A 22313-nucleotide genomic window follows, 5' to 3' on the forward strand; every position below is an offset into this window, starting at 1 on the left:
CTACCCGAATGGACTATTAAAGTAGTTTTAAATGTTATTTTAATACAAATCCTTCAGGAATTGTTGCGCCTTTTTTAATTACGACTATACCATCTTTTATGAGGTATTTATCGGTTTCTGCGTCTTCCAGATGCGGACCGCCAATAATGGTAACATCGTCTCCAATACGACAGTTTTTATCTATTATGGCATTTTCAATATGGCAGCGTTCGCCAACACCAATTAATATTTTAATGTTTTGATTCTCAATTTCCTCTAAGGTTTCGTAAAAATCGGTTCCCATAATATACGTTTTTATAATAACCGAATCTTTACCAACTCGGGTGCGTATACCAATTACCGACTGTTCTATTTTTTTGGCGTGAATAATACAGCCTTCAGAAATAACGGCTTTATCCAGTTCTTTGCACGATACTTTAGAAGTAGGGAGCATACGGGCGTGGGTGTAAATACGTTTTTCTTTATCGTATAAATTAAATTTAGGAATCTCATCTGTGAGTCCGATATTGGCTTCAAAAAAGGAATCTATATTTCCTATATCGGTCCAGTAGCCTTCGTAAGGATAACTCAATACTTTTAGTTTACCGATTGATTGCGGTATGATTTCCTTTCCAAAATCTATAGTACTTGGGTCGTTCATTAAATCGATTAACAGCTGCCTGTTAAAAACGTAAATTCCCATTGAGGCCAGATATTCTCTGCCTTCAGCTTTCATTTCGTCGCTTACTTCAGATTCCCAGCCTTTAAGTAATTCTGAGTTTGGTTTCTCGATAAACGAGGTAATCATACTGTCTTCGTTACTCTTTAAAATTCCGAAAGAAGTAGCATCCTTGGCATTTACAGGCAGTGTGGCTATGGTAATATCGCAACCACTCTCCTTGTGTTTATTAATAATATCATTAAAATCCATCTGATAGAGTTGATCTCCAGAAAGGATTAAAGCATATTCAAACTCATGACTTAAAAAATGATGCATACTTTGTCTTACGGCATCGGCTGTCCCCTGAAACCAGTTATAATTGGTCATGGTTTGTTCGGCAGCTAGAATATCAACAAAAGCCGAACTGAAAAAACTAAAATGATAGGTGTTTTTAATGTGCCGGTTTAATGAAGCTGAATTAAATTGGGTTAACACATACATGCGTTTAATGTCGGAATTAATACAGTTTGAGATTGGGATATCTACCAATCTGTATTTTCCAGCAATGGGTACAGCGGGTTTAGAACGGTCTGCTGTTAAGGGGTATAGTCTGGAGCCTTGTCCGCCTCCTAAAATAATAGAAAGTACTTCTTCATTAATCATAATGCTGGTTTTAAAGAGTTATAGAGATTAAGATATGCTTTAGCGGAAGCATGCCAAGAGTGATCTATGGTCATGATTTCGCGTCTTATTTGTGTAAATTTCGGGTCGTCGTAAAATGCGACAGCCCTGTTTATGGCATTACAGATTTCTGCAGGTGTTGCCCCGTCATGGCAAATCCCAAATCCGTTTGGTGTATTAATATCAATAACTGTGTCCTTTAAACCTCCTATTTTATTCACAATAGGAATAGTTCCGTATCGTAAGGAATACATCTGATTTAAACCGCAGGGTTCTACGCGGGATGGCATGAGTAAAAAATCTGCTCCGGCATATATAATATGCGATAATTTTTCATCATATCCAATAAAAGTATTGTAAATTCCTGCAAAAGATGGTTTTAAGGTGTTAAGCTGCAATTCTACATCGCTGTTACCTGAACCCAGCAACAGGATGTTGCAGTTGTTTTGTTGTAAAATCGTGTCGAAAATTCCAGGGAACAAATCGCTTCCCTTTTCATGAACCAGGCGACCAATAAAGGCAATTAATGGCTTGTTAATATCTAAATTGAATTCTTTACAAATCCATGCCTTATTGCTTTCCTTGCCTTCGGCAATAGTATCTATGTTATAGTTTTTAATTACATAGCTGTCGGTTTCAGGATTCCATACTTCGGTATCTATACCATTTAGGATGCCTATACATTTTGCATATTCATGGCGTAGTAAAGCTTCAAGACCGTTAGCCGAAGCTTTTAATTCTTCCATATAACTTGGAGAAACTGTGGTTACCCGCCAGGCACATTTTATAGCGGACGCAAGTGGATTTATTACAGAATACCAGTCCAAAAGACCAACATGTACAAAATTGAATTCGGGAATTAAACCTACCAGATCGTGCGAAAACCAACCCTGATATTGTGCATTGTGAATGGTTAATATGGATGGGACACCTTGTAATTTGGCATATTTATAAGACTCTTTCATCATAAAAGGCACCAGACCTGTATGATGGTCGTGACAATGAATGACCTCTGGTAGTTCGTCTTGTTGAATAATCCAGTCTAAAGCACCAATCTGAAAGGCTAAAAAGCGGAGTGTATCTTCGGCAGAGTAGACGTAGTCCTTAAAGAGTAATTCGGGAACGTGAACAAAAAAAATATCAAATTCCAAAGCCTCATTTTGAAGTTTCAGAATTTGATATTCGTAAGTTGTTTCTCCTAAATTTAAAACCGAATTGTAAATGCTATGAAACTGATGTGTACTGGTGTAGGCATTATTATAAAAAGGCATAATAACCCGGCTGTTTGCTCCAAGTTCGTTTTGATACTTCGGCAAAGCCCCAACAACATCGGCAAGACCACCTACTTTAGCTATAGGGTAACATTCGGCACTTAAGTGGGTAATATTCATAGAGTATTAATAGCATTACTCTATAAACTTAAAAATATTATTTGAAATCTGTGTTATTATTCTGTCACTATTACTATAAATATTTTTATGCCCATAATTAATTAACAATTTTAAAATTAAACGGGTGTTAATCGTTTAACTTTAAAACTGCCATAAAGGCCTGTTGCGGTATTTCTACGTTACCTACCTGGCGCATACGTTTCTTACCTTTTTTCTGTTTTTCCAACAGTTTACGTTTACGGGAAATATCTCCACCATAACATTTTGCTGTAACGTCTTTACGTAAAGCTTTTATAGTTTCTCTGGAAATAATTTTAGCTCCGATAGCCGCCTGAATCGGTATATCGAATTGCTGACGCGGAATTAATTCTTTTAATTTTTCACACATTTTCTTACCAATAGTCTGGGCGTTATCGGCATGGATTAATGCAGATAAGGCGTCTACAGGCTGAGCATTTAAAAGAATATCTACACGTACAAGTTTTGACTCACGCATACCAATAGGTGAATAATCGAAAGAGGCATACCCTTTAGATACTGTTTTTAAGCGATCGTAAAAATCAAAAACGATTTCTGCTAAAGGCATATCAAAATTCAACTCAACACGTTCTGGAGTTAAATAGGTTTGATTGGTAATCATACCACGTTTTTCGATACACAGCGACATTACGTTTCCAACAAAGTCTGCTTTGGTAATAATCGTCGCTTTAATATATGGTTCTTCCACACGATCTAAACCAGAAGGATCCGGTAAGTCGGTTGGGTTATTTACAATAATAATCTGGTCAGGATGTTTTTTTGTAAAGGCGTGGTACGATACGTTTGGTACGGTAGTAATTACCGTCATATCAAATTCACGCTCCAAACGTTCCTGAATAATTTCCATGTGAAGCATACCTAGGAATCCACAACGGAAACCAAAACCTAAGGCAGCAGAACTCTCCGGAGTAAATACCAGAGACGCATCGTTAAGCTGAAGTTTTTCCATTGAGGCACGAAGTTCTTCGTAATCTTCAGTATCTACAGGATAAATCCCGGCAAATACCATAGGTTTTACATCTTCGAAACCACTAATGGCATTTTTAGTCGGTTCTTTAGCGTCGGTAATCGTATCACCAACTTTAACTTCTTTTGCTTCTTTTATACCGGTTATAAGATAACCAACATCGCCGGCCTTAATTTCGTTTTTAGGTAGCTGAGTTAGTTTTAAAGTGCCAACTTCATCGGCGTTATAGGTCTTGCCAGTAGCGATAAATTTTATTTGTTGATTCTTTTTAATAGAACCGTGAATAACTCTAAAGTACGTTTCCACACCGCGGAACGGGTTGTAAACCGAGTCGAAAATCAAGGCTTGTAAAGGGGCTTCCGGATCGCCTTTAGGGGCTGGAACACGCTCAATAATAGCCGTTAATATCTCTTGTATACCCAAACCTGTTTTTGCACTGGCAGGAATAACATCAGAAGGATCGCAGCCTAAAAGGTCTACAATATCGTCTGTAACTTCTTCCGGATTTGCGCTAGGGAGATCGACTTTGTTAAGTACAGGAATTATTTCAAGGTCGTTTTCTAAAGCCAGATACAGGTTAGAAATCGTTTGAGCCTGTATACTTTGTGCAGCATCTACAATAAGTAATGCACCTTCACAAGCGGCAATAGATCGAGATACCTCATAAGAGAAATCTACGTGACCCGGAGTGTCAATTAAATTTAAAATATAATGTTCACCATTGTGAATATAGTCCATTTGGATGGCGTGCGATTTAATGGTAATACCACGTTCACGCTCCAGATCCATATTGTCCAGTAACTGATTTTGCTTTTCGCGTTCGGTAACAGAACCTGTAAAATCTAATAAACGATCTGCTAGGGTACTTTTACCATGATCGATGTGTGCAATGATGCAAAAATTTCTGATGTGTTTCATAAAGAAAACTATTCCTTGCTTTAATCTGCAAATATAGTTGATTTACATGACTAATATGAATTTTTTAATCGGGCTTTTTGTAAGAATTAAACTACGTATAAAATGCGGGTTTGCCGTAATTCTATTCAATGTAATTATTTTAAGTTTGTATTCCTAACTAACCTACCTATGCATCAAAAGCTTGCCTTGTTATTCTTTTTTAGCTGTTTATGTTGTTTTTCTCAGGACATAAAGTTAACAGGGCGCGTTACCGATGCTAATAATATTCCCATAGAGTTCGCAAATGTAATTCTTACCCCTGTCGATAATCAGGAGGTTTTAAAAGGAACAACGACCAATCAGGACGGTTATTTTTCTATAGAAGGCATTTCTGCCGAAGCATATCAATTCAACATCAGTTTTATAGGATTTGAAACCTACAAAAAAGAGCTGGCGTTAAAACAGAATTTAGATTTAGGTACGCTTACGCTAAAGGTACTTAATGAAGAGCTGGCTACGGTAGATGTTATTGCAAAAGCGCCAACCTTTAAAAAGCAGCCCGATCGTATTATTTTTAATATAGAACAAACGTCTTTAACCGAGGGCAGTTTAATGGATGTGTTAAAAAGTACGCCTGGCGTTTTAATTATGAACGATGAGATTAGTGTTAAAAATGCGTCTAATATTATTTATCTCATTAACGATAAGCGGGTGTATTTAAGTGGCGAAGATATTCAGCAGTTGCTTTCAGGAACCAGTGCCAACTATGTTCAGGAAGTTGAGGTAATTACAAATCCGCCGGCAAAATACGATGCCGAAGGTGCTGCGGTTATAAACATTAAAATGAGTAAAACTTTTGTTGCGGGGTATCACGGAAGTGTTTTCGGGAATTATACTCAGGGGATTTATCCGAGGTATCATGCCGGAATGAGCCATTTTTACAAAACGAAAAACCTGAATATTTTTGCCAATTATGCGTATAATCAGGATAAAATTAACCGCTATAATTCCGGAACGGTAATTTTTTTGGAAAACGGAGTTAAAACCGGGCAGTGGGATAACGACATAGATCGCGATACGAAATCTAAAACACATACTGCAAATGTGAATATCGATTACGATTTAAATGAAACCAGTTTACTTTCGTTTTCAGCAAATGCCAATATTACGCCATATTGGAAACGGAATACGTACATGGATACCCAGGCGGTAGATTCGGCGTTTACCTCTTTAAATAAGACCGATGATTCCACAACCAATTTAGCTTTTAATCTGGATTATGTGAATCAATCAGAATCCGGAAATCGTCTGGCTATAAATTTACACCATACTAATTACGATTACGATAGAATGCAGGATATCGATTCCAGATATTTCGATGCCGACCAGCAGTTTTTAAGAGATCATGCCTACCATGCCATGGCTGCTCAAAAAACGTATATCTATTCAGGGCAACTGGATTACAGTTTGCCACTTGAAACTATGAGTCTGGAAATGGGGGCGAAGGTGTCGTTTATAGACTCCAACAGCGATGTGGTGCAAATAGTTGATGGATTTTACCCTACGGTAGATGTGACCAATACAGGACTTTTCGACTACACCGAACTCAATTATGCCGGGTATATAAGTGCATCCAAATCCTGGGATTCCTGGCAGCTGTCGGCTGGATTAAGAGGAGAGTATACCGATGCCGAAGGCGATTTGTCTAATCCTGTAACTAAAAACACCTTTAATTATTTTAAATTATTTCCAACAGTTAACATTGCACACGATTTTAATGAAAATCACAGTTTGGGACTCTCTTATGGAAAACGCATTCAACGCCCTACGTATTCGGCTTTAAATCCGTTTAAATTCTATTTTAACGATTATACCTATTTGCAGGGAAATCCTAATTTACAACCTACCATTTCGCATTTAATAACCTTGTCGTATACTTTAAAACAAACCTATACTTTCGAGGTGTACTACCGTTACGAAAATGATCCTGTTTCGGAACTGGTATTTCAAGAAAATAATGCTAATCAGTTAATTTATATGCCTGTAAATCTGGATAAATCGGTAGATTATGGTTTCGATTTTATGACTTATAAGCCGTTTACTAATGTCTGGTCGGTATATGTTATAAATTCCATTTTTCATGAAACCGCCTATTTTAAGGCCTTACAAAGTGGCAATTCTATTGAAACCAACAAAACCTGGGCGATGTATACCAATGTTATGAATTTCTTTACGTTTCTGGAAGACCAGAGTTTAACGGGCGAAATTTCATTATTATACATGTCACCAATGATAAACGGTTCGGCAGATGTGTCTTCCAGAACTCAGGTGGATTTAGGGTTAAAGAAGAGTTTTAACGATGGAAAATGGGTGGCCTCAATAAAAGCCAGTGATATTTTCAGAACTACTGATTTCACTGAAAAAAACAAGTATTTAAATCAGGATAATACCTATTACAGTCGTTTCGATAACCAATGGATTCGCGTTGGTCTGCGTTATAATTTCGGAAACACTAAACTCAGTGTGGCTCAGAAAGAAGAAAAAGAACGTAAGGAACGTAACCGTTTAAAGGGGGAGAGCGCGGGTAATTAATTCATAAAATCCACAAAATATAGTCTTAAGTTATTCGTTTTTAGAATTTTGTATATTAAACAAAATATAAAATAGTAGATAATTCTATCAATTTGAGTACTTTTGCACTCCTAAAAAAACAAGACTTTGGTTAAGATAGATACTATAGAACTTCCGGATTTTCCGTTATTGTTAGCACCAATGGAAGATGTTAGCGATCCGCCGTTTCGCGCTTTATGTAAAGAACAGGGTGCCGATGTGGTATATACTGAATTTATTTCCAGTGAAGGTTTAATTCGCGATGCAGCGAAAAGTACCATGAAACTGGATATTTACGAAAAGGAACGCCCTGTTGGAATTCAGATTTTCGGAGCTAATCTGGATAGCATGTTACAAACGGTAGATATTGTAACTGAGTCGAAACCCGATATTATCGATATTAATTTCGGATGTCCCGTTAAAAAAGTAGTGTCTAAAGGAGCAGGAGCCGGTATTTTAAAAGATATCGACCTAATGGTAAATCTAACCAGAGAAATGGTAAAACGTACACATTTACCTATTACCGTTAAAACCCGATTGGGCTGGGATCACGATTCTATTCGTATTGTAGAAGTTGCAGAACGTTTACAGGATGTGGGTTGTAAAGCCATTTCTATTCACGGGCGTACCAGAGCACAAATGTATAAAGGCGATGCGAATTGGGGACCAATTGCCGAGGTGAAAAATAATCCGCGTATGCATATTCCTGTATTTGGTAACGGCGATGTCGACACACCGGAACGTGCCATGCAAATGCGAGACGAGTACGGTTTAGATGGTTGTATGATCGGACGTGCCAGTATAGGTAATCCGTGGTTTTTTAAACAGGTAAAACACTTTTTCGAAACCGGTGAGCATATGGCACCAATTAGTATTGAAGAGCGTGTAGAAGCAGCCAGACGTCATTTACAAATGGCGATTGACTGGAAAGGAGAAACACTGGGGGTATTTGAAACCAGACGTCATTATACCAACTATTTTAAAGGGATTCCGCATTTTAAAGAATACCGACAGAAAATGGTTACCAGCGATGATGCTAAAGATGTTTTTGCGGCCTTCGATGAAGTTTTAGAACATTTTTCCGATTATCAGTTTACAAATTAAAATCAAAAAAATAGATGTCTATTCACCCTGAATTCTTTTAAAAGGATTCAGGGTGAATAGTTTTAGGTAATTACCTTAGTAATTAGGGTTAGTGTGTATCGATTAAGGATTCCGAAATGCGTACCGAAGCAATTTTAGAAGCCAAAACGCCTAAAACGGAAATGGTGATTAATACCAGAAATACATTCGGAATAGTTATGGTAACCGGATAGGGCAGGCTTGGTGTTATCATAACCAGAGCAAAAGCCTGCTGTAATCCTACAATAACAAGGCCTAAAACAATACCAATAATCCCGCCTAAAATGGCCATTAAACTCCCCTGGTAAAAGAAAATCCTGCGAATGTCTTTAATAGACGCTCCTAATTTAAACAGCGTGCTTAAGGTTTTTTTCTTATCTAAAATCATCATAATAATAGAGCCGATAACATTAAAAAGCGCAATGATTAAAACCAAGGTGAATATTAAGTACACCGCTAAATTTTCGGTATTCAGCATTTTATAAAGCGCATCATTTAGCTGAGCTCTGTTTTTTAGGACTACGGTATTACCCAAAATGTTTTGAAGTTGCTGTTTTATTGTTTCTTCATCAGTATTAGGATTAAGTTTAAATTCTAATGCAGAAACCTGACTGGGTTTATAACTTAAGAGTTCCTGAGTTATTTCAAAAGGGGCATAAACATAGGTGTCGTTTAAGGTTTCGTTTATATCGAATAAGCCTACGTTTACACATTGAATGGAATTAAATGCATTTTTGGTACTTGTAATCTGACCTGTTCCCGGTTTTGGCACGTAAATAGTTACAGCTTTACCATAGTCTAAAACCCCTAAAGATAGCTGGCTGGAAACGCCCCACCCTGAAATCATCTGGTTCGTACCCTGATTAATCCAGCTACCCTGAACAATTACCGAATCAATAGCATTAACGATACCATAATTTTCATCAACCCCTTTAATATAAGCAGGATAATTTTTATTATCGAAAGCCAGAATAACGCGTTCTTCAATAATTTTAGAATAGGAGGCAATGCCTTCTATCTCTTGTAATTTATTCGAAGTAGCAGCATCCAGAATAAAAGATTTTCCTGAAGCCGGTTCTGCCTTTAAATCGGGGTCAATTATAGTTGAAAATTGTAAGGTAAAATCTTTTAAGCCTGCAAAACCAGAAAGTACAATAAACAACGAAGCAGCACCTAGCACAACGCCTACAGCTGCTATTATAGTTATAAAATTAATGGCATTGTTGCTGCTTTTGGAGCGCAAATAACGTTTGGCTATATACAGCGGGAAATTCACTTACGACTTCTTGCGTTTTCCTAACAGATCGGTATCTTTAATAGGGTTCTCTTTGCCTTTTAAAGACTGTTCGATGCGATCGATATATTCTAATGAATCATCAATAAAAAATTCAAGGTTAGGCATGCGGCGTAACTGGTTTTTGGTGCGCTGTGCCAATTCGTGTCTTATTAAGGTCGTGTTGGAACGAATACCAGTTAGTAGTTCTTTGGCTTTATCGTTAGGGAAAATGCTGAGGTAAACTTTGGCAATAGACAGATCAACTGTTACATTTACTTTAGATACCGATATAAGAATCCCTTTCATACCACCTTGCGTTGCGGCTTTTTGTAGTACATCTACTAAGTCGCGTTGTAAAACCGAACCTATTTTTTTCTGTCTGTTACTTTCTTCCATGATGCAAAAATAGTCGATATTTAAAAATAAATTTAGTTTTAGAGCCAAAATTTACAATTCTGAAAGAAAGTAAACATAAATAGGTAAACCTAATATTATGAGCCTGTTGTAAAATTGAAGCTGTATTTTTAAAAAACATTTTAGAAAAAGGCTTGCAGTATATTAAAAATAATAGTAATATTGCACTCCAATTTTGAGGTCCTATAACTCAGTTGGTTAGAGTATCTGACTCATAATCAGAAAGTCCCTGGTTCGAGCCCAGGTGGGACCACTTTTAAGATTGTAAAAGCCTTGCAGACATGCAAGGCTTTTTTGGTTTATAACAGTTAGTTTTTTTATTATACAGTAATATTGCAATTATTTTAAGCAAAGCAATTAACTTAAAAATAGTATTCTTAATATTGGAGGTTTAAAATTGTGTTTTTTGTTTTTAAGTTGCTATTTTGGTTGTATAAATTTAAAAAATTCTGATTTTTAAGTAAAAAAGGACAGTTTTTATATTTTTGCGCGATTCGTAATAAGAAAACATGTTTTTTTAGAGACATTATCTCTTCAAGAATTATTGGATATGCAAAATATATAGATATGAAGAAGTTGTTTGTTTTATTGTTTTTTATCGGTAGTTCAGTTTTTGCCCAAGATCAAAAAACAACTAAGGCAGACAGTGTTTATTTTGCCAAGATGTATTTAAAAGCTGAACAGTACAGAGAAAGCAATCTGGATTCTTCGTTGTATTATTACCAGAAACTCAATACCTTTTTAAAAGAAAAAAAATATGTTCAGAAACAATTAAGAATACTTCTGGATATTGGGAATCTCTATGTTAACAAAGGCCAGACAGATAGGGCAATGGATACCTATTTGAAAATTCTGGAAGAGGCTGAAGAAGTAAATAATTCACAGTATAAACTATACGCCGAAATAAGTATTGCCGGAATTTATCTGGAATCTGAAGATTACAGAAAAGCGCTCGATCTTTATAAAAAAATTAGAGAAGACCAGGTCGTTACAGATTCTACATCATTGTCGCTTCGTCCCTATTGCGCGATTTATAATAATGAAGGGATAGCCAACGAAAATCTGGGAAATTATGAAGAAGCCGAAAAACTATACCATAAAAGTATAGAGCTATCCAAAAAGATTTCTGAGTTTTATTTAATGGCGAATGCTATAAGCAATATGGGGTCTCTGCAAAATAAATTAGGACATTTTCAGGAGGCTTTAAACTGGCACGAGCAGGCGCTGGAAATACGGGAACGTGAAAATATAATTTCGGGTATCTGTCAGTCCCTTACACATATCGGGAAGACCTATGTGTCTTTAGGCGAAATGGAAAAGGCCGAAGATTATCTGCTTCGTGCTCTGGATACATCTACCGAAGTTGGATTATCTAAAAACACTCTGGAAACGGCAATTGCTTTAAAAACTATTTACGAAAATAAACAGGATTTTCAGCGGGCCTTTCAGATGCAGGAACAAGAAATGACGGCGAGAAAGGAAATTTTAAATGAAGAAAGTGTAAAAAATCAGGAGCGCTTAAAAGCTGATTACGAGTACGAATTAGAAAAGAAGACTGAAGAAGATCGCCACAGATTTAAAGAAACCATGTATCAGTTTGGGTCTGCAATTTTAATTTTACTCCTTATTATAGCGCTTATTTTGTTTTTGCTTCAGAAGAGTAAGACGAAACGAACACAGTTGCTTAACGAAAATATTCAGAAAGAAAAAACCTTGCTTCATAAAGAGCTGGATTATAAAAATAAAAAGCTCATGTCTAATCTGATGTTCTTACTTGAAAAAAACGAACTGATTTCAAGTTTAACCAAAGATCTTAAACAGACCAGAAAAATGACGAAGCAGCAAAGCGATAAATTAATATCAGATACACTTATTAATTTAAATCATCATTTAAATCATCAGACCTGGGAAGAATTCGATTTGTATTTTCAGGAAGTTCATGCCGAATTTTATTCAAAACTGGCTACAAATTATCAGTTAACACCTAACGAATTAAAACTGGCAGCCTTTACAAAATTAAATCTGTCATCAAAAGAAATCTCTTCGCTTACCGGACAAAGTGTGCGTACCATAGACGTTGGTAGGTACCGTTTACGTAAGAAATTAAACATAACAAATTCCGAAATTAACTTAACCACCTTTTTAAATAGTATTTAGTGTAACGCTTTGTTGATTTGTGTTTTAAGTGGTTTTGTATACATTATGTATAGGGTAAAAATGAAGTCTGTATAGATTTTGTGACCCCTTTTATTAAGTTTTTAGAAACAATAATTTTTTTATTTGATAACATTAATAACGGTTTTTTTAACGAGAACCATAACTAATCAAATCAAATATGAGAAAACTATTGTTTATGTTTCTTTTGATGTCATTGACCACATTTCAGGGTCATGCTCAAGAGGAATCCGGGGTCCAAACTACAGCCGCCCCGTTTTTATTAATTAATCCCGATGCCCGGAGTGCAGGGATGGGAGATATTGGTGTCGCGACCTCTGCCGATGCCAATTCACAATTCTATAATGCCGCTAAGAATGCTTTTATGGATGATGAAATGGCACTGGGATTTAATTATACCCCTTGGATGAGAGACCTTTCAAAAGACCTGTTTATAGGAAGTTTGTCTTTTGCCAACAGAATTAATGAAAGAAGTACCTGGGGTGTAGGTTTAAGATATTTTTCTTTAGGTTCTATAAATCTTTACGATGCTGCTGGTAACAGTACAGGAAGTGAAAACCCTTACGAACTGGCATTAGACGGATCGTATGCATTAAAACTTAGCGAACATTTTTCTATGGCGGTAACAGGACGTTATGTACGTTCTGACTATGCTATTGCAGAAGAAAATTCCGGCATTAAAACCGTTAATACTGCGGTAGTAGACTTAGGAGTGTATTACCAGTCTGATGAAAAAAGCATAGGAAGTATTTCAGGAATCTGGCGTGCCGGTTTGTCTTTAAGTAATCTTGGTTCTAAAGTAACCGTTGTTGAAGGCGACGATAAAATGCAAATACCTACCAATCTTAAATTAGGTACAGGTTATGAGTTTTTATTAAACGATGCTAATAGTGTAACCGCTAATGCCGAGTTGAGTTCACTATTACTTTCAGATAATGATTTTGGTAAAATCGCTTATGCTTTAGGTGCCGAATACAGTTACAAAAATGTATTTGCCTTACGTTCTGGATATTTTCATGAGGCAGAAGACTACGGAAATAGACAATATGCAACTTTGGGTGCCGGTGTGGCTTTTAAAAGTGCCCGATTAGATATGTCGTACTTAATTAATACGTCGAGTATAAACAGTCCTTTAGCTAATACACTTCGTTTTTCTTTGAGTTTTGTTTTTGGAGGCCAGAATAAAATAGATCAATCTGTAGAAAATACAACTGCATTAAATTAAATAGATAGCAGGGATGGGTAAGGATAATGTAGAACGGTTACTGAAGAAGAATGCATCTCAGCGTAAGGCTTTAAAGTCTTTGCTAAAATCGCTTCAGCAAAATGAAACATCACCGGAATCAACCGAAATAAAAATTGAAACTAATAAATCAAATAAAAATATATTTATGACGATAATTACAAAGCTATTTAAAAAACTGGGCATTCTAACCTTACTTTTCTGGTTAGCCGGTTCTTTAAATGTTATGGCTCAAGAATTCGTTCCGGGAAAGGTCCGGGTAAAAGTAAAACCGAATTCTGTTGAATTGGTAGCCAATAGTTTAAAAACAGCAAAAACAAAAAGAGGGCTTTTAACTACAAACATTGCCAGCTTAGATGCTGTTAATGCTAAGTTTTCTGTTAGTAAAATGCAGCGTGTTTTTCCTCATGCCGGAAAAAACGAGGCTAAACATATTAGACATGGTCTTAACTTGTGGTACGAAATAGATGTAACCAGTCAGGCCGATGTACAGGCAGTAGCACGCGAATATACCAATAATGAGTATATCGATTTTTCTGAGCCTATACGTAAAAAGACCTTAGATTATGCGGGAGTTACAGAAGTAAAACAACTTGCTGCAGGTGCAGCAGCTATGGCTTACAACGATCCGTATTTGGCAGATCAGTGGCATCTTAAAAATAATGGTACTTTGGCTAATTCTGTTGCAGGATCAGACATTAACGTGTTTCCGGCTTGGGAAATTAATGCAGGAACACCAAATGTTATTGTTGCTGTAGTAGATGGTGGTATAGATACCAAACACGAAGATCTTATACCTACGCTTTGGGTAAACGAAGCCGAGTTAAACGGTGAACCTGGAGTTGATGATGACTTTAATGGTTACATAGATGATATTCACGGTTATAACTTTGCCGAAAATACCGGAGCTATATCTGCGCACGAACATGGTACACATGTTGCCGGAACCGTAGCTGCTGCAAGCAATAACGGTAAAGGTGTTGCGGGTGTTGCAGGAGGTACAGGAAAAGGTGATGGTGCACGTCTTATCTCGGCACAGGTGTTTAGCGAAGATGGTACAGGTAATTTTGCTGCAGCTATAGTTTATGGTGCAGATAATGGTGCGGTAATTTCTCAAAACTCCTGGGGATATCAAACTTCAGGGTATTACGAACAAACCGTTTTAGATGCGATAGATTATTTTATTGAAGAAGCAGGAAACTATCCGGGAAGCCCAATGAAAGGTGGAGTTGTTTTATTTGCAGCCGGAAATAACGGAACCGATAGTGAGCACTATCCTGGGTATTACGATAAAACAATCGCTATAGCTTCTACGGGGTCGTCTTATGTAAAAGCACCGTATTCCAATTATGGAAGCTGGGTAGATCTTACCACTACCGGAGGTGATATTGAAGAAGGTACAAAAAACCAGGTGTTAAGTACCTTACCAGATAACCGTTATGGTTATATGCAGGGAACGTCTATGGCAACGCCACATGCTTCGGGTGTAGCGGCTTTAATCGTTTCTCAATACGGTTCTTCAACATTTACAAACGCAGATTTAAAGTACCGTTTATTATCAGGTGTTAGAGATGTAGAAGTGTATAACCCAAATTATACAGGAAAATTAGGGGTTGGTTTTATGGATGCCTACCTGGCGGTAAAGCCTAACGATAATATGGCGCCAGCTGCGATAAGCGATTTAACTTTATTAGGGACATCTGAAGATTTTGCTACGCTTAGCTTTACTGTTCCTGCAGATAAGGGCGATATCACACCTTACCAGTTTAAATTAATCTGGTCTAAGACTACAGATTTCTCTTCTAAAAAAGAGAAAGTTATTAAAAACGGTTTTAATCCGGTTGGACAACTTGTAGAAGTGAATGTTGAAGACCTGGAGTTTGAAACGACTTACTATTTTACAGTTGTAGCAGAAGATCGCTGGGGGAATGTGTCTGAGCAATCTAATGTGGTTGAAGCTACTACAAACAGAGGTCCGGATATTGCTGCCGGAAAGACAAGTGTAGAACTAACAATTGATGCAACACAGGCGCTTAATGCTTCAGAAACATTAGCTGTATTAAATCAGGATACTGGTATTTTAAACTGGAAAGCAGAAACGCGCGAAGTATCGGCTGCTGCATCAGCGACCAGTGTAAAGTTACCTGAAGCAGGAACTTTAAAATCGATGGCCCAGTTCCATGTTGAGAAGCAAAGTGTTCCACTTGTTGAAAAATTTGCGTCTAACAGTGCTGTACCTATGGCCTGGGAAGCTTCAGAAAAAAAGCACTATTTACAAGGATCGATTTATGTTATTGGTGAAGTAGATACGGCTGTTACCAATTCTTCGGCTACTAAATTTGTGGTAAACGATGAAGAAGGATTTAACTTAACTTATGTAAGTGCTTACTTAAATCTAAATCAGGAATTCGGGCCTGCCGTAATGGAAATTTATAAGGGGACGACTATAGATAAGAAAAACCTTATTTATTCAGACGATAGATTTACAGCGTATTCTGAAAGCGATTCAAGAAATTATAATGTAAACTTAACCGAGCACCTGTTCTTTAATAAAGGAGAAACCTTCTGGATTGTATTTCATGTTCCTGCAGGTAACTTATATCCGCTGGGTATAGGGCAGGAAAGCAGCGCAAATGCTTCAGATAATTGTTTAATGAGTTTCGACTTAGGTAACACCTGGGTGTCTCTGGAATCTGCCGTAGAAAATGAAAATTTTGCATGGGTGGTAATCGCTTCAAGTAAAGTAAGCCCAATGCATAAATATATGACCTTAAATCCTGCCGAAGGTAGCATTTACGGTGTAGGAGAAACCGAAATGGGTATTGCTGTTGATGCCAGCGAACTTATTAACGGCACGTATAAATCTAACATCGTAATCCGTTCTAACGACGAGGATACACCACAGTACAGAGTACCGGCTACAGTTACAGTTTCCGGACACAAACCAAGTTTATCTACAGATAATATCCTTGATTTCGGAAGTGTATTTAACGGTTTATCTTCAACTAAAGAAATGACCGTAACCAATAGTGGTTTAGGGCGTTTCCGTACACAAACCATAACATCTTCTAATCCGCAGTTTACAGTAAACACTTCTGTTTATGGTTTAAACGTTGCTGCTAAATCGGAATCAATAATTTCACTTACGTTTACTCCAGATGGTACAGGTAATAAAAATGCTGTTATTACCATGACCAGCAGAAATGGCGATGTGCACGAATTTAATGTGTTTGGTGTAGGTACAGAATCTGCAGAAATTGCAATTAATCCGACAGAGCTAAACTTTGAAAATGTCATGGTAGGCGATGCTGCCGAGGCTAATATTACCATTACAAATAACGGGCAATATCCGTTACAGTATGGTTTCCCTGCTTTTGCAGACGATTTAAATCATATCGAGAATTTACCTGTAAATGTACAGCGTTATCCATATACTTTAGAGGCTATGCCGTATAACGGGTATCAATTCCATGATATCACTGCCGATGGTACAGATATTACAGATTTCTTTAAAGCGTCTAATACCAACGAGTATTATAATGTAGATTTAGGGTTCGATTTTCCTTTCTATGGTAATGCAATTAACGCAATTAATATTACAAAGCGTGGGGTGTTAACACTTGGTGAAGACAGTAGTTTTAATTCGTCACCTAAATTCCACGACACTTATATGCCTGAGGGTTATATAGCAGCCTTATTAAAAGAAGCAGCGCTAGCCGTTACAGGAAGTGTACATTATAAAAGAGAATTAGGAAAACTTATTGTACAGTATACCAATGTACGTCAAGCCTCAGATAAAGAGACGATAAGTTTAACGTTCCAGATAGAACTTTACAGTAACGGAGATATTAAATTTATCTATGATAAGTTAGACGGGTTATTTGCATTCCAGATGAACGGACTTTATAGTGCTATTGAAAATGCAACCAAGACCGACGGTGTACTTGTAAATTCTAGTCTTGATGGCGTATCACTGCCGTTGGCTGCACAAAAAATTGTTCATATCCACAGCCCGGGACTTGGTTTAATTAAAAGCGTATCAGAGCCAAAAGGCATGATTCAGCCGGGAGCATCAAAAGAGGTTGTTATAACTTTAGATGGCGATAAGCTTATAGAAGGTACACATACAGAGTATCTGTCTGTATTATCTAACGATAATTTTAACAGCTCGGTTCCTGTAAAAGTAAATATTAATGTTGTCGGTGGCGGAGCATCAGAATTGGTGTTAAGCGAGACTGAAGTTAGTTTTGGAAATGTGTTCCAGAATGCTAAAGTTAAAGGCATAGTAGGTCTTAAAAATGAAGGAACCAAGCAAATTGCTTTAACCGATGTGAGTTTTAAAAATGTGCAGTTATCTCATACGGCAGAAACTCAGCTGGTATTAGAACCAAACCAGACGTTATTTATACCATACGTATTGAATACCCAAAATATAGGTGAAGTTTCAGATGTTTTAGTAATTACAGATGGAGAAGGTAAAACGTATCAGGTGACCTTCAGCGGAAGCATTACAGATGCACCGGGTATAGAAGTTGCAGAAACTTCATATGTAGAAACTATGGAGACTGAGGCTACTTTGGTAAAACCATTTGTGGTTAAAAACACAGGTAAAGCAACTTTAGAGTATGCCATCGCAGCAACAGAGCATGTAACTGTTGACCAGCCGGCTACAACAACTAGTGTAGAAGACTTTACTTATGTATACAGATCGACTTACGATGCGGTTATGAAACCAGTTCACCAATGGATAAAACTTACAGAAGACGATAAAGTACCATTTTATGTTGCAGATGGTGATTATTGGGAGGTTATAGATTTACCTTTCGAATTTGAGTTTTATAACGAAAAGTACAGTAAACTTTGGATGGGAACTCAAGGGTTGTTAAGTTTTACCGAAGTAGAAGAAAACCTGTCGTATTTCTTCCCTCCTGTGGTACCACAACAAGACGAATTAAATAATTTTATTGCACCATATTTTGCGGCTGGAGGTCCAAATACCAACAATCCTGTAGATACCTGGGGGCGTTACATGAAGGCTTTTGATGACAAAGTTGTGTTTGAGTGGAGAGGTTATCTTAACCTTTATGGTACAGGCGGAGTTTATAGTTTTCAGGCCATTTTATACAAAAACGGAAAAATTAAATTCCAGTATAAAAATGATCCAAGTGTAGGTGTTAGAGCGATTTACGGTTTAGTAGGGATTGAAAACAAAGATGGAAGCGACGGAATTCAAATTGCGCATTTCCAGGAGTATACAAATAATGGCGTAGCGATAGATATTTATCCGGCTAGAAAAGAAACGCTTGAAGCTGGTCAGTCTAAAACTTACGATTTAACTCTTAATACTGCAGGTGTTAATGCCGGAGTTTACGAAGAATCTTTAAAAATCTTTAATAATTCACCTTTAAATCCGGAGGTTGTTGTACCAATAGAATTAACGGTAAACGGGGCATCAGATTTAGCATTTAATCCTGAAGTAGTCGCTTTAGGCGAAAAAATGCTTGTGCCAGATGCATCATTTGTTACAGAGTTTAGTGTAAGCAATACAGGTAATAAAACCATGACTGTGAATAACATCCGATTAGAAGATGGAAGCACAGCTGTTTTAGAACAATTAGTATATAGCTTTAGATGGGGATGGTCGTGGACCACTTTAAGTCCTTCATATAGTTTTGATGTAGAACCAGGTTTTGAATCTGAAACCTTCAGACTTACAATTAACCCGGTAGAAGCAAACGATGCGTATACTAATAAAATACTGGCAGATACTGAAGTTGGTGTAACAGCAGAATTACCAATTACGGCAACCTTTAAATTACCGCCGTCATTCACAGTTAATCAGGAAGAGATTTATCATCTGGCTTATAACAACGATGTGTATTCTCATACCTTAAACTTAGGAAATGCTGAAGGTGAATCGCCATTACAATACGGTATAAGCATGAATTATTTACGTGCAGATGTAGTGCCATCTGCTGTATTAAATGTAACTGAAAATGCCAGCGCATTATTAAGTCAGAGACTGGATAAAACAGCAACTTTAAGCAGAGCGGCCGTACAAGCAGATTTTGCAAATGTCTTAGCACACGACACTGCTGTAACGCCTTACACATCGGTAGGTTATAACGGTGCGACAGAGCTTATTACTTCTACAGAGTTTATTGCACCTGTAACAGGGTTTAATTTATCTCATATCCAAACCTGGTATGTGTCTGGAACCTGGTTAAATTCAGATATTCATGTAGAAATTCGTGTAGGAGATAATGTAGAAAATGCAGATGTATTACATGCAGAAGTTATTAACTATACTATAGATTCAGTAATTCAAGGTGGTGAATTAATTACGTTAGAATTAAGCAAAACAGTTGAATTACAGCCTTACGAAAAATTCTTTGTAGTTATCACGCATCCGCTAGGAGCTGCTTACCCTCAAGGTGTGGCTAAAGTAGAAAAGCATGTTTTAAACCAATTTAAGTTTATTTCTGGCGGACTTTGGTTCGACATACAATCTGCTGGTTTAGCAGGTTACGGCTGGATGGTTCGTGCTGCTGAGGTAACTGCTTCTGAGAAAAACTGGATTACCATTAACGGCGATTACGAAGGCGAAGTTGCCGTAGGCGGTGCTTTAGATGTAGATGTACATTTAAATCCGGCAAGAGCAAATCAGCCAACAAACAAAGGACATATTATTATTTCTACAAACGACCCTGATAATAGTCTGGTAACTATTCCTGTAACACTTGAAATTAATCAGGCTCCTGTTTTAAAATCAGAAGCTAAGTATAGTGTGTACGAAGCAGAAACTTTAAACGTTTCTATTCAAACCAGCGATTTAGAGGCCGATCTTGTAACAAATGCTCAACTGGTTACTGTTAACGAAAAAGCAAGTTTAAGCTTTGATAACGGTGTTGTAAATTTTGTTTATACACCAGATTATGACGATAGCGGTATTAAAACTTTTGAGGTGTCTTTAGAAGACGAAAATGGCATCAAAGGTGTTTCTACAATTACTGTAGAAGTACTGGATGTAAACAGAGCGCCAGAGGTTGCAGAACTTGCTACGCAATACATAAACCTGTATACAGGTTCTTATAAATTAGTATGGGAAAACGTATTTAGCGATCCTGATGGTGATGCTGTAACGTATTCGGCTTCTGTAACAGATAATGGTGTAACAGACTTGTATTTTAATGAAGGGTCTATGTTAGTATCTCCATTAAATTTAGGAACTTCTACAGTAACAATTACAGGTACCGATGAATTTGGAAGTCAGGTAACTGCAGCTTTTGATGTTGTTGTAATTGGTATGATCCAGAATAACAATGAATTAGATAGTAGCTGGGAAGTACATCCTAACCCAGTAGAGGATATTATGTATTTAAAAATGTATAATCCAATATTAGAAGAAGTAAACATTAAGATTTATAATGCTTTAGGTGTTGTTGTAAAAACAGCGCAATCGGAAGGATCAGATAATATGATCGAAGTTCCGGTACAGGAGGTAAATCCTGGTGTTTATTTTGTAGAGTTAACTACCGCCAATGCGAAATCTGTAAAAGAGATTATTAAGAAGTAATTTTTAATTCGTCTTTTTTTAAACCCGGCTCTTTTGAGCCGGGTTTTTTTGTTTAAGAGTTCTGCTTAAGATTTAATTAAAATAATAGGTTTGTATCTGGTTGTCTATAAAGCTGTACATGTCCTTATCGTAACCTACATATTTTTTTAAGATTTTACCCTGAGGATTCAGAATGATTTTTGTAGGGAAATTGGTCACATTAAACTGGTTTACAAAGTTGCTTTCTGTATCTCCTTTTTCACTTAAAAGTTGAATCCAGTCGTATTCGGGATGCTTTTCAAGAAAGTCTGAAATGCGTTGTTTGATATCTCCTGAGTTTATAGCAACTATTTTAAGATGTTGTTTATTTTCGTGATAATAGGTGCTTAATTCCGGCATTTCAGAAACACATGGTCCGCACCAGGTGCCCCAGAAATCAAGGATTACAAACTGACCTTTGTAAGTACTTAAGTCGAACAGGTCTCCATAAAGCGTTGAAGTGGTTTTTATATTGGTAACCGTCTGGCCAATGCGTGTGTTTTTAATACCGTTAATACGTTTTTTCAGTTCTTTATAGTAAGATGTATTGGATAGCTGCGGGTTAAGGTTTTCAAACAGGGCTATGGCAGCTTCACCTTCCAGTTGTTTACGACCCACCATATCCAGCATGGTTTCTACAGAAACGACCGAATTTAAATTCTTAGTAATAAAGTCAATTTTAAGATCCTGAACCTGTAAAGCCAAAGTGTTGGCTACTTTATAGTGCTGGTTTTTTACAATAGTATCCTTCTCATAAAATGCAGCGACATTTTTGTCGGCTATAGTGTTTATTAAAGGATATATTAGTTTATTAAGTTCGGTGAGTTTTGTGTTGGTAATATCTCCTGAGGGAAAGGCATTCATATAATTTGTAACTTCTCCCGTAACTTCAACCTGAGCACCAGGAAAAACATAAAGGGTGAGATAGTTGGACTTGGCAGGAATCCATCCGCGATCTACTTTTTTAATTAAAGCTTCTTTTTTAGAGTAATATTCTCTTTTTTCGACAGATGATGCAAAACCTGTATAAGAAAAGGAATCGTTAACTATTTTTAAGGTGTCTATTCTGTATCCTGTTTTTGAAGTAGAATCCAGTATTCTGGTAAACAACAAATCGTTACCCATACCTTTAATCGTTCCCGAAATATTAAAAACATTGGTGTTAACAGGGCTAGATGGTTTGTTTGAACAGGATAAGGTAAAGAGTGTTATCAGGAAAAGGGAAACAAAGGGTTTGATAAATTTCATGGTATTTCATTTTTAG

11 protein-coding genes and 1 tRNA gene are annotated in these 22313 nt (G+C 36.9%); 6 read left to right on the forward strand and 6 right to left on the reverse strand.

Features of this window, described 5'->3' with window-relative positions; translation table 11 throughout:
* Positions 1-34 precede the first annotated feature (34 nt).
* From I3217_RS13125 to lepA, 3 genes are all read right to left on the reverse strand, one after another.
* A complete protein-coding gene (locus I3217_RS13125; RefSeq protein WP_435050218.1) occupies positions 35-1303 on the reverse strand; it encodes a glucose-1-phosphate adenylyltransferase in 1269 nt (422 codons plus the stop codon).
* The gene (locus tag I3217_RS13130; RefSeq protein ID WP_435050219.1) at positions 1300-2712 is read right to left on the reverse strand and encodes a glycogen synthase; all 1413 of its coding nucleotides are present in this window, start codon (positions 2710-2712) and stop codon (positions 1300-1302) included. The genes I3217_RS13125 and I3217_RS13130 overlap by 4 nt, the downstream gene beginning before the upstream one ends.
* 127 nt (positions 2713-2839) lie before the next feature.
* Positions 2840-4636 (reverse strand): translation elongation factor 4, encoded by a 1797-nt coding sequence (gene lepA, locus I3217_RS13135; protein ID WP_435050220.1) that lies wholly within the window; start codon positions 4634-4636, stop codon positions 2840-2842.
* A gap of 168 nt (positions 4637-4804) precedes the next feature.
* On the opposite strand from lepA, the gene I3217_RS13140 reads away from it, so the two are divergent.
* Together I3217_RS13140 and dusB are read left to right on the forward strand one after the other, a co-directional pair.
* Complete coding sequence (locus tag I3217_RS13140; protein WP_435050221.1) at positions 4805-7207, forward strand: TonB-dependent receptor domain-containing protein; 2403 nt, start codon at positions 4805-4807, stop codon at positions 7205-7207.
* Positions 7208-7333: 126 nt separating this feature from the next.
* Positions 7334-8329, forward strand: a complete 996-nt coding sequence (gene dusB / locus I3217_RS13145) for a tRNA dihydrouridine synthase DusB (RefSeq protein WP_435050222.1) — start codon at positions 7334-7336, stop codon at positions 8327-8329.
* Between the two features lie 88 nt (positions 8330-8417).
* On the opposite strand, the gene I3217_RS13150 is transcribed toward dusB, so the two are convergent.
* Both I3217_RS13150 and rbfA read right to left on the reverse strand, forming a co-directional pair.
* On the reverse strand, positions 8418-9623 hold the full coding sequence (locus I3217_RS13150; RefSeq protein WP_435050223.1) for an ABC transporter permease: 1206 nt from the start codon (positions 9621-9623) through the stop codon (positions 8418-8420).
* The gene (gene rbfA, locus I3217_RS13155) at positions 9624-10019 is read right to left on the reverse strand and encodes a 30S ribosome-binding factor RbfA (RefSeq protein ID WP_435050224.1); all 396 of its coding nucleotides are present in this window, start codon (positions 10017-10019) and stop codon (positions 9624-9626) included.
* Between the two features lie 197 nt (positions 10020-10216).
* On the opposite strand from rbfA, the gene I3217_RS13160 reads away from it, so the two are divergent.
* The 4 genes from I3217_RS13160 to I3217_RS13175 all read left to right on the forward strand — a co-directional run bounded on the left by I3217_RS13160 (position 10217) and on the right by I3217_RS13175 (position 21031).
* A tRNA-Ile gene (locus I3217_RS13160) sits at positions 10217-10290 on the forward strand.
* Positions 10291-10604: 314 nt separating this feature from the next.
* Complete coding sequence (locus I3217_RS13165; RefSeq protein WP_435050225.1) at positions 10605-12194, forward strand: tetratricopeptide repeat protein; 1590 nt, start codon at positions 10605-10607, stop codon at positions 12192-12194.
* A gap of 178 nt (positions 12195-12372) precedes the next feature.
* The gene (gene porV / locus I3217_RS13170) at positions 12373-13437 is read left to right on the forward strand and encodes a type IX secretion system outer membrane channel protein PorV (RefSeq protein WP_435050226.1); all 1065 of its coding nucleotides are present in this window, start codon (positions 12373-12375) and stop codon (positions 13435-13437) included.
* Between the two features lie 13 nt (positions 13438-13450).
* The gene (locus tag I3217_RS13175) at positions 13451-21031 is read left to right on the forward strand and encodes a S8 family serine peptidase (RefSeq protein WP_435050227.1); all 7581 of its coding nucleotides are present in this window, start codon (positions 13451-13453) and stop codon (positions 21029-21031) included.
* Between the two features lie 72 nt (positions 21032-21103).
* On the opposite strand, the gene I3217_RS13180 is transcribed toward I3217_RS13175, so the two are convergent.
* Positions 21104-22297 carry a TlpA family protein disulfide reductase gene (locus tag I3217_RS13180; protein ID WP_435050228.1) on the reverse strand — a complete coding sequence of 398 codons (1194 nt, stop codon included), beginning with the start codon at positions 22295-22297 and terminating at the stop codon, positions 21104-21106.
* Between the last annotated feature and the right edge of the window lie 16 nt (positions 22298-22313).

It is taken from the genome of Formosa sp. S-31, from assembly GCF_051172795.1.
Lineage (GTDB): Bacteria > Bacteroidota > Bacteroidia > Flavobacteriales > Flavobacteriaceae > Formosa.

Coding starts and splice junctions, on each gene's coding strand:
- I3217_RS13140 (WP_435050221.1), top strand. CDS start 4,805: ATGCATCAAAAGCTTGCCTTGTTATTCTTTTTTAGCTGTTTATGTTGT.
- I3217_RS13125 (WP_435050218.1), bottom strand. CDS start 1,303: ATGATTAATGAAGAAGTACTTTCTATTATTTTAGGAGGCGGACAAGGC.
- I3217_RS13175 (WP_435050227.1), top strand. CDS start 13,451: ATGGGTAAGGATAATGTAGAACGGTTACTGAAGAAGAATGCATCTCAG.
- I3217_RS13130 (WP_435050219.1), bottom strand. CDS start 2,712: ATGAATATTACCCACTTAAGTGCCGAATGTTACCCTATAGCTAAAGTA.
- lepA (WP_435050220.1), bottom strand. CDS start 4,636: ATGAAACACATCAGAAATTTTTGCATCATTGCACACATCGATCATGGT.
- I3217_RS13165 (WP_435050225.1), top strand. CDS start 10,605: ATGAAGAAGTTGTTTGTTTTATTGTTTTTTATCGGTAGTTCAGTTTTT.
- porV (WP_435050226.1), top strand. CDS start 12,373: ATGAGAAAACTATTGTTTATGTTTCTTTTGATGTCATTGACCACATTT.
- rbfA (WP_435050224.1), bottom strand. CDS start 10,019: ATGGAAGAAAGTAACAGACAGAAAAAAATAGGTTCGGTTTTACAACGC.
- I3217_RS13180 (WP_435050228.1), bottom strand. CDS start 22,297: ATGAAATTTATCAAACCCTTTGTTTCCCTTTTCCTGATAACACTCTTT.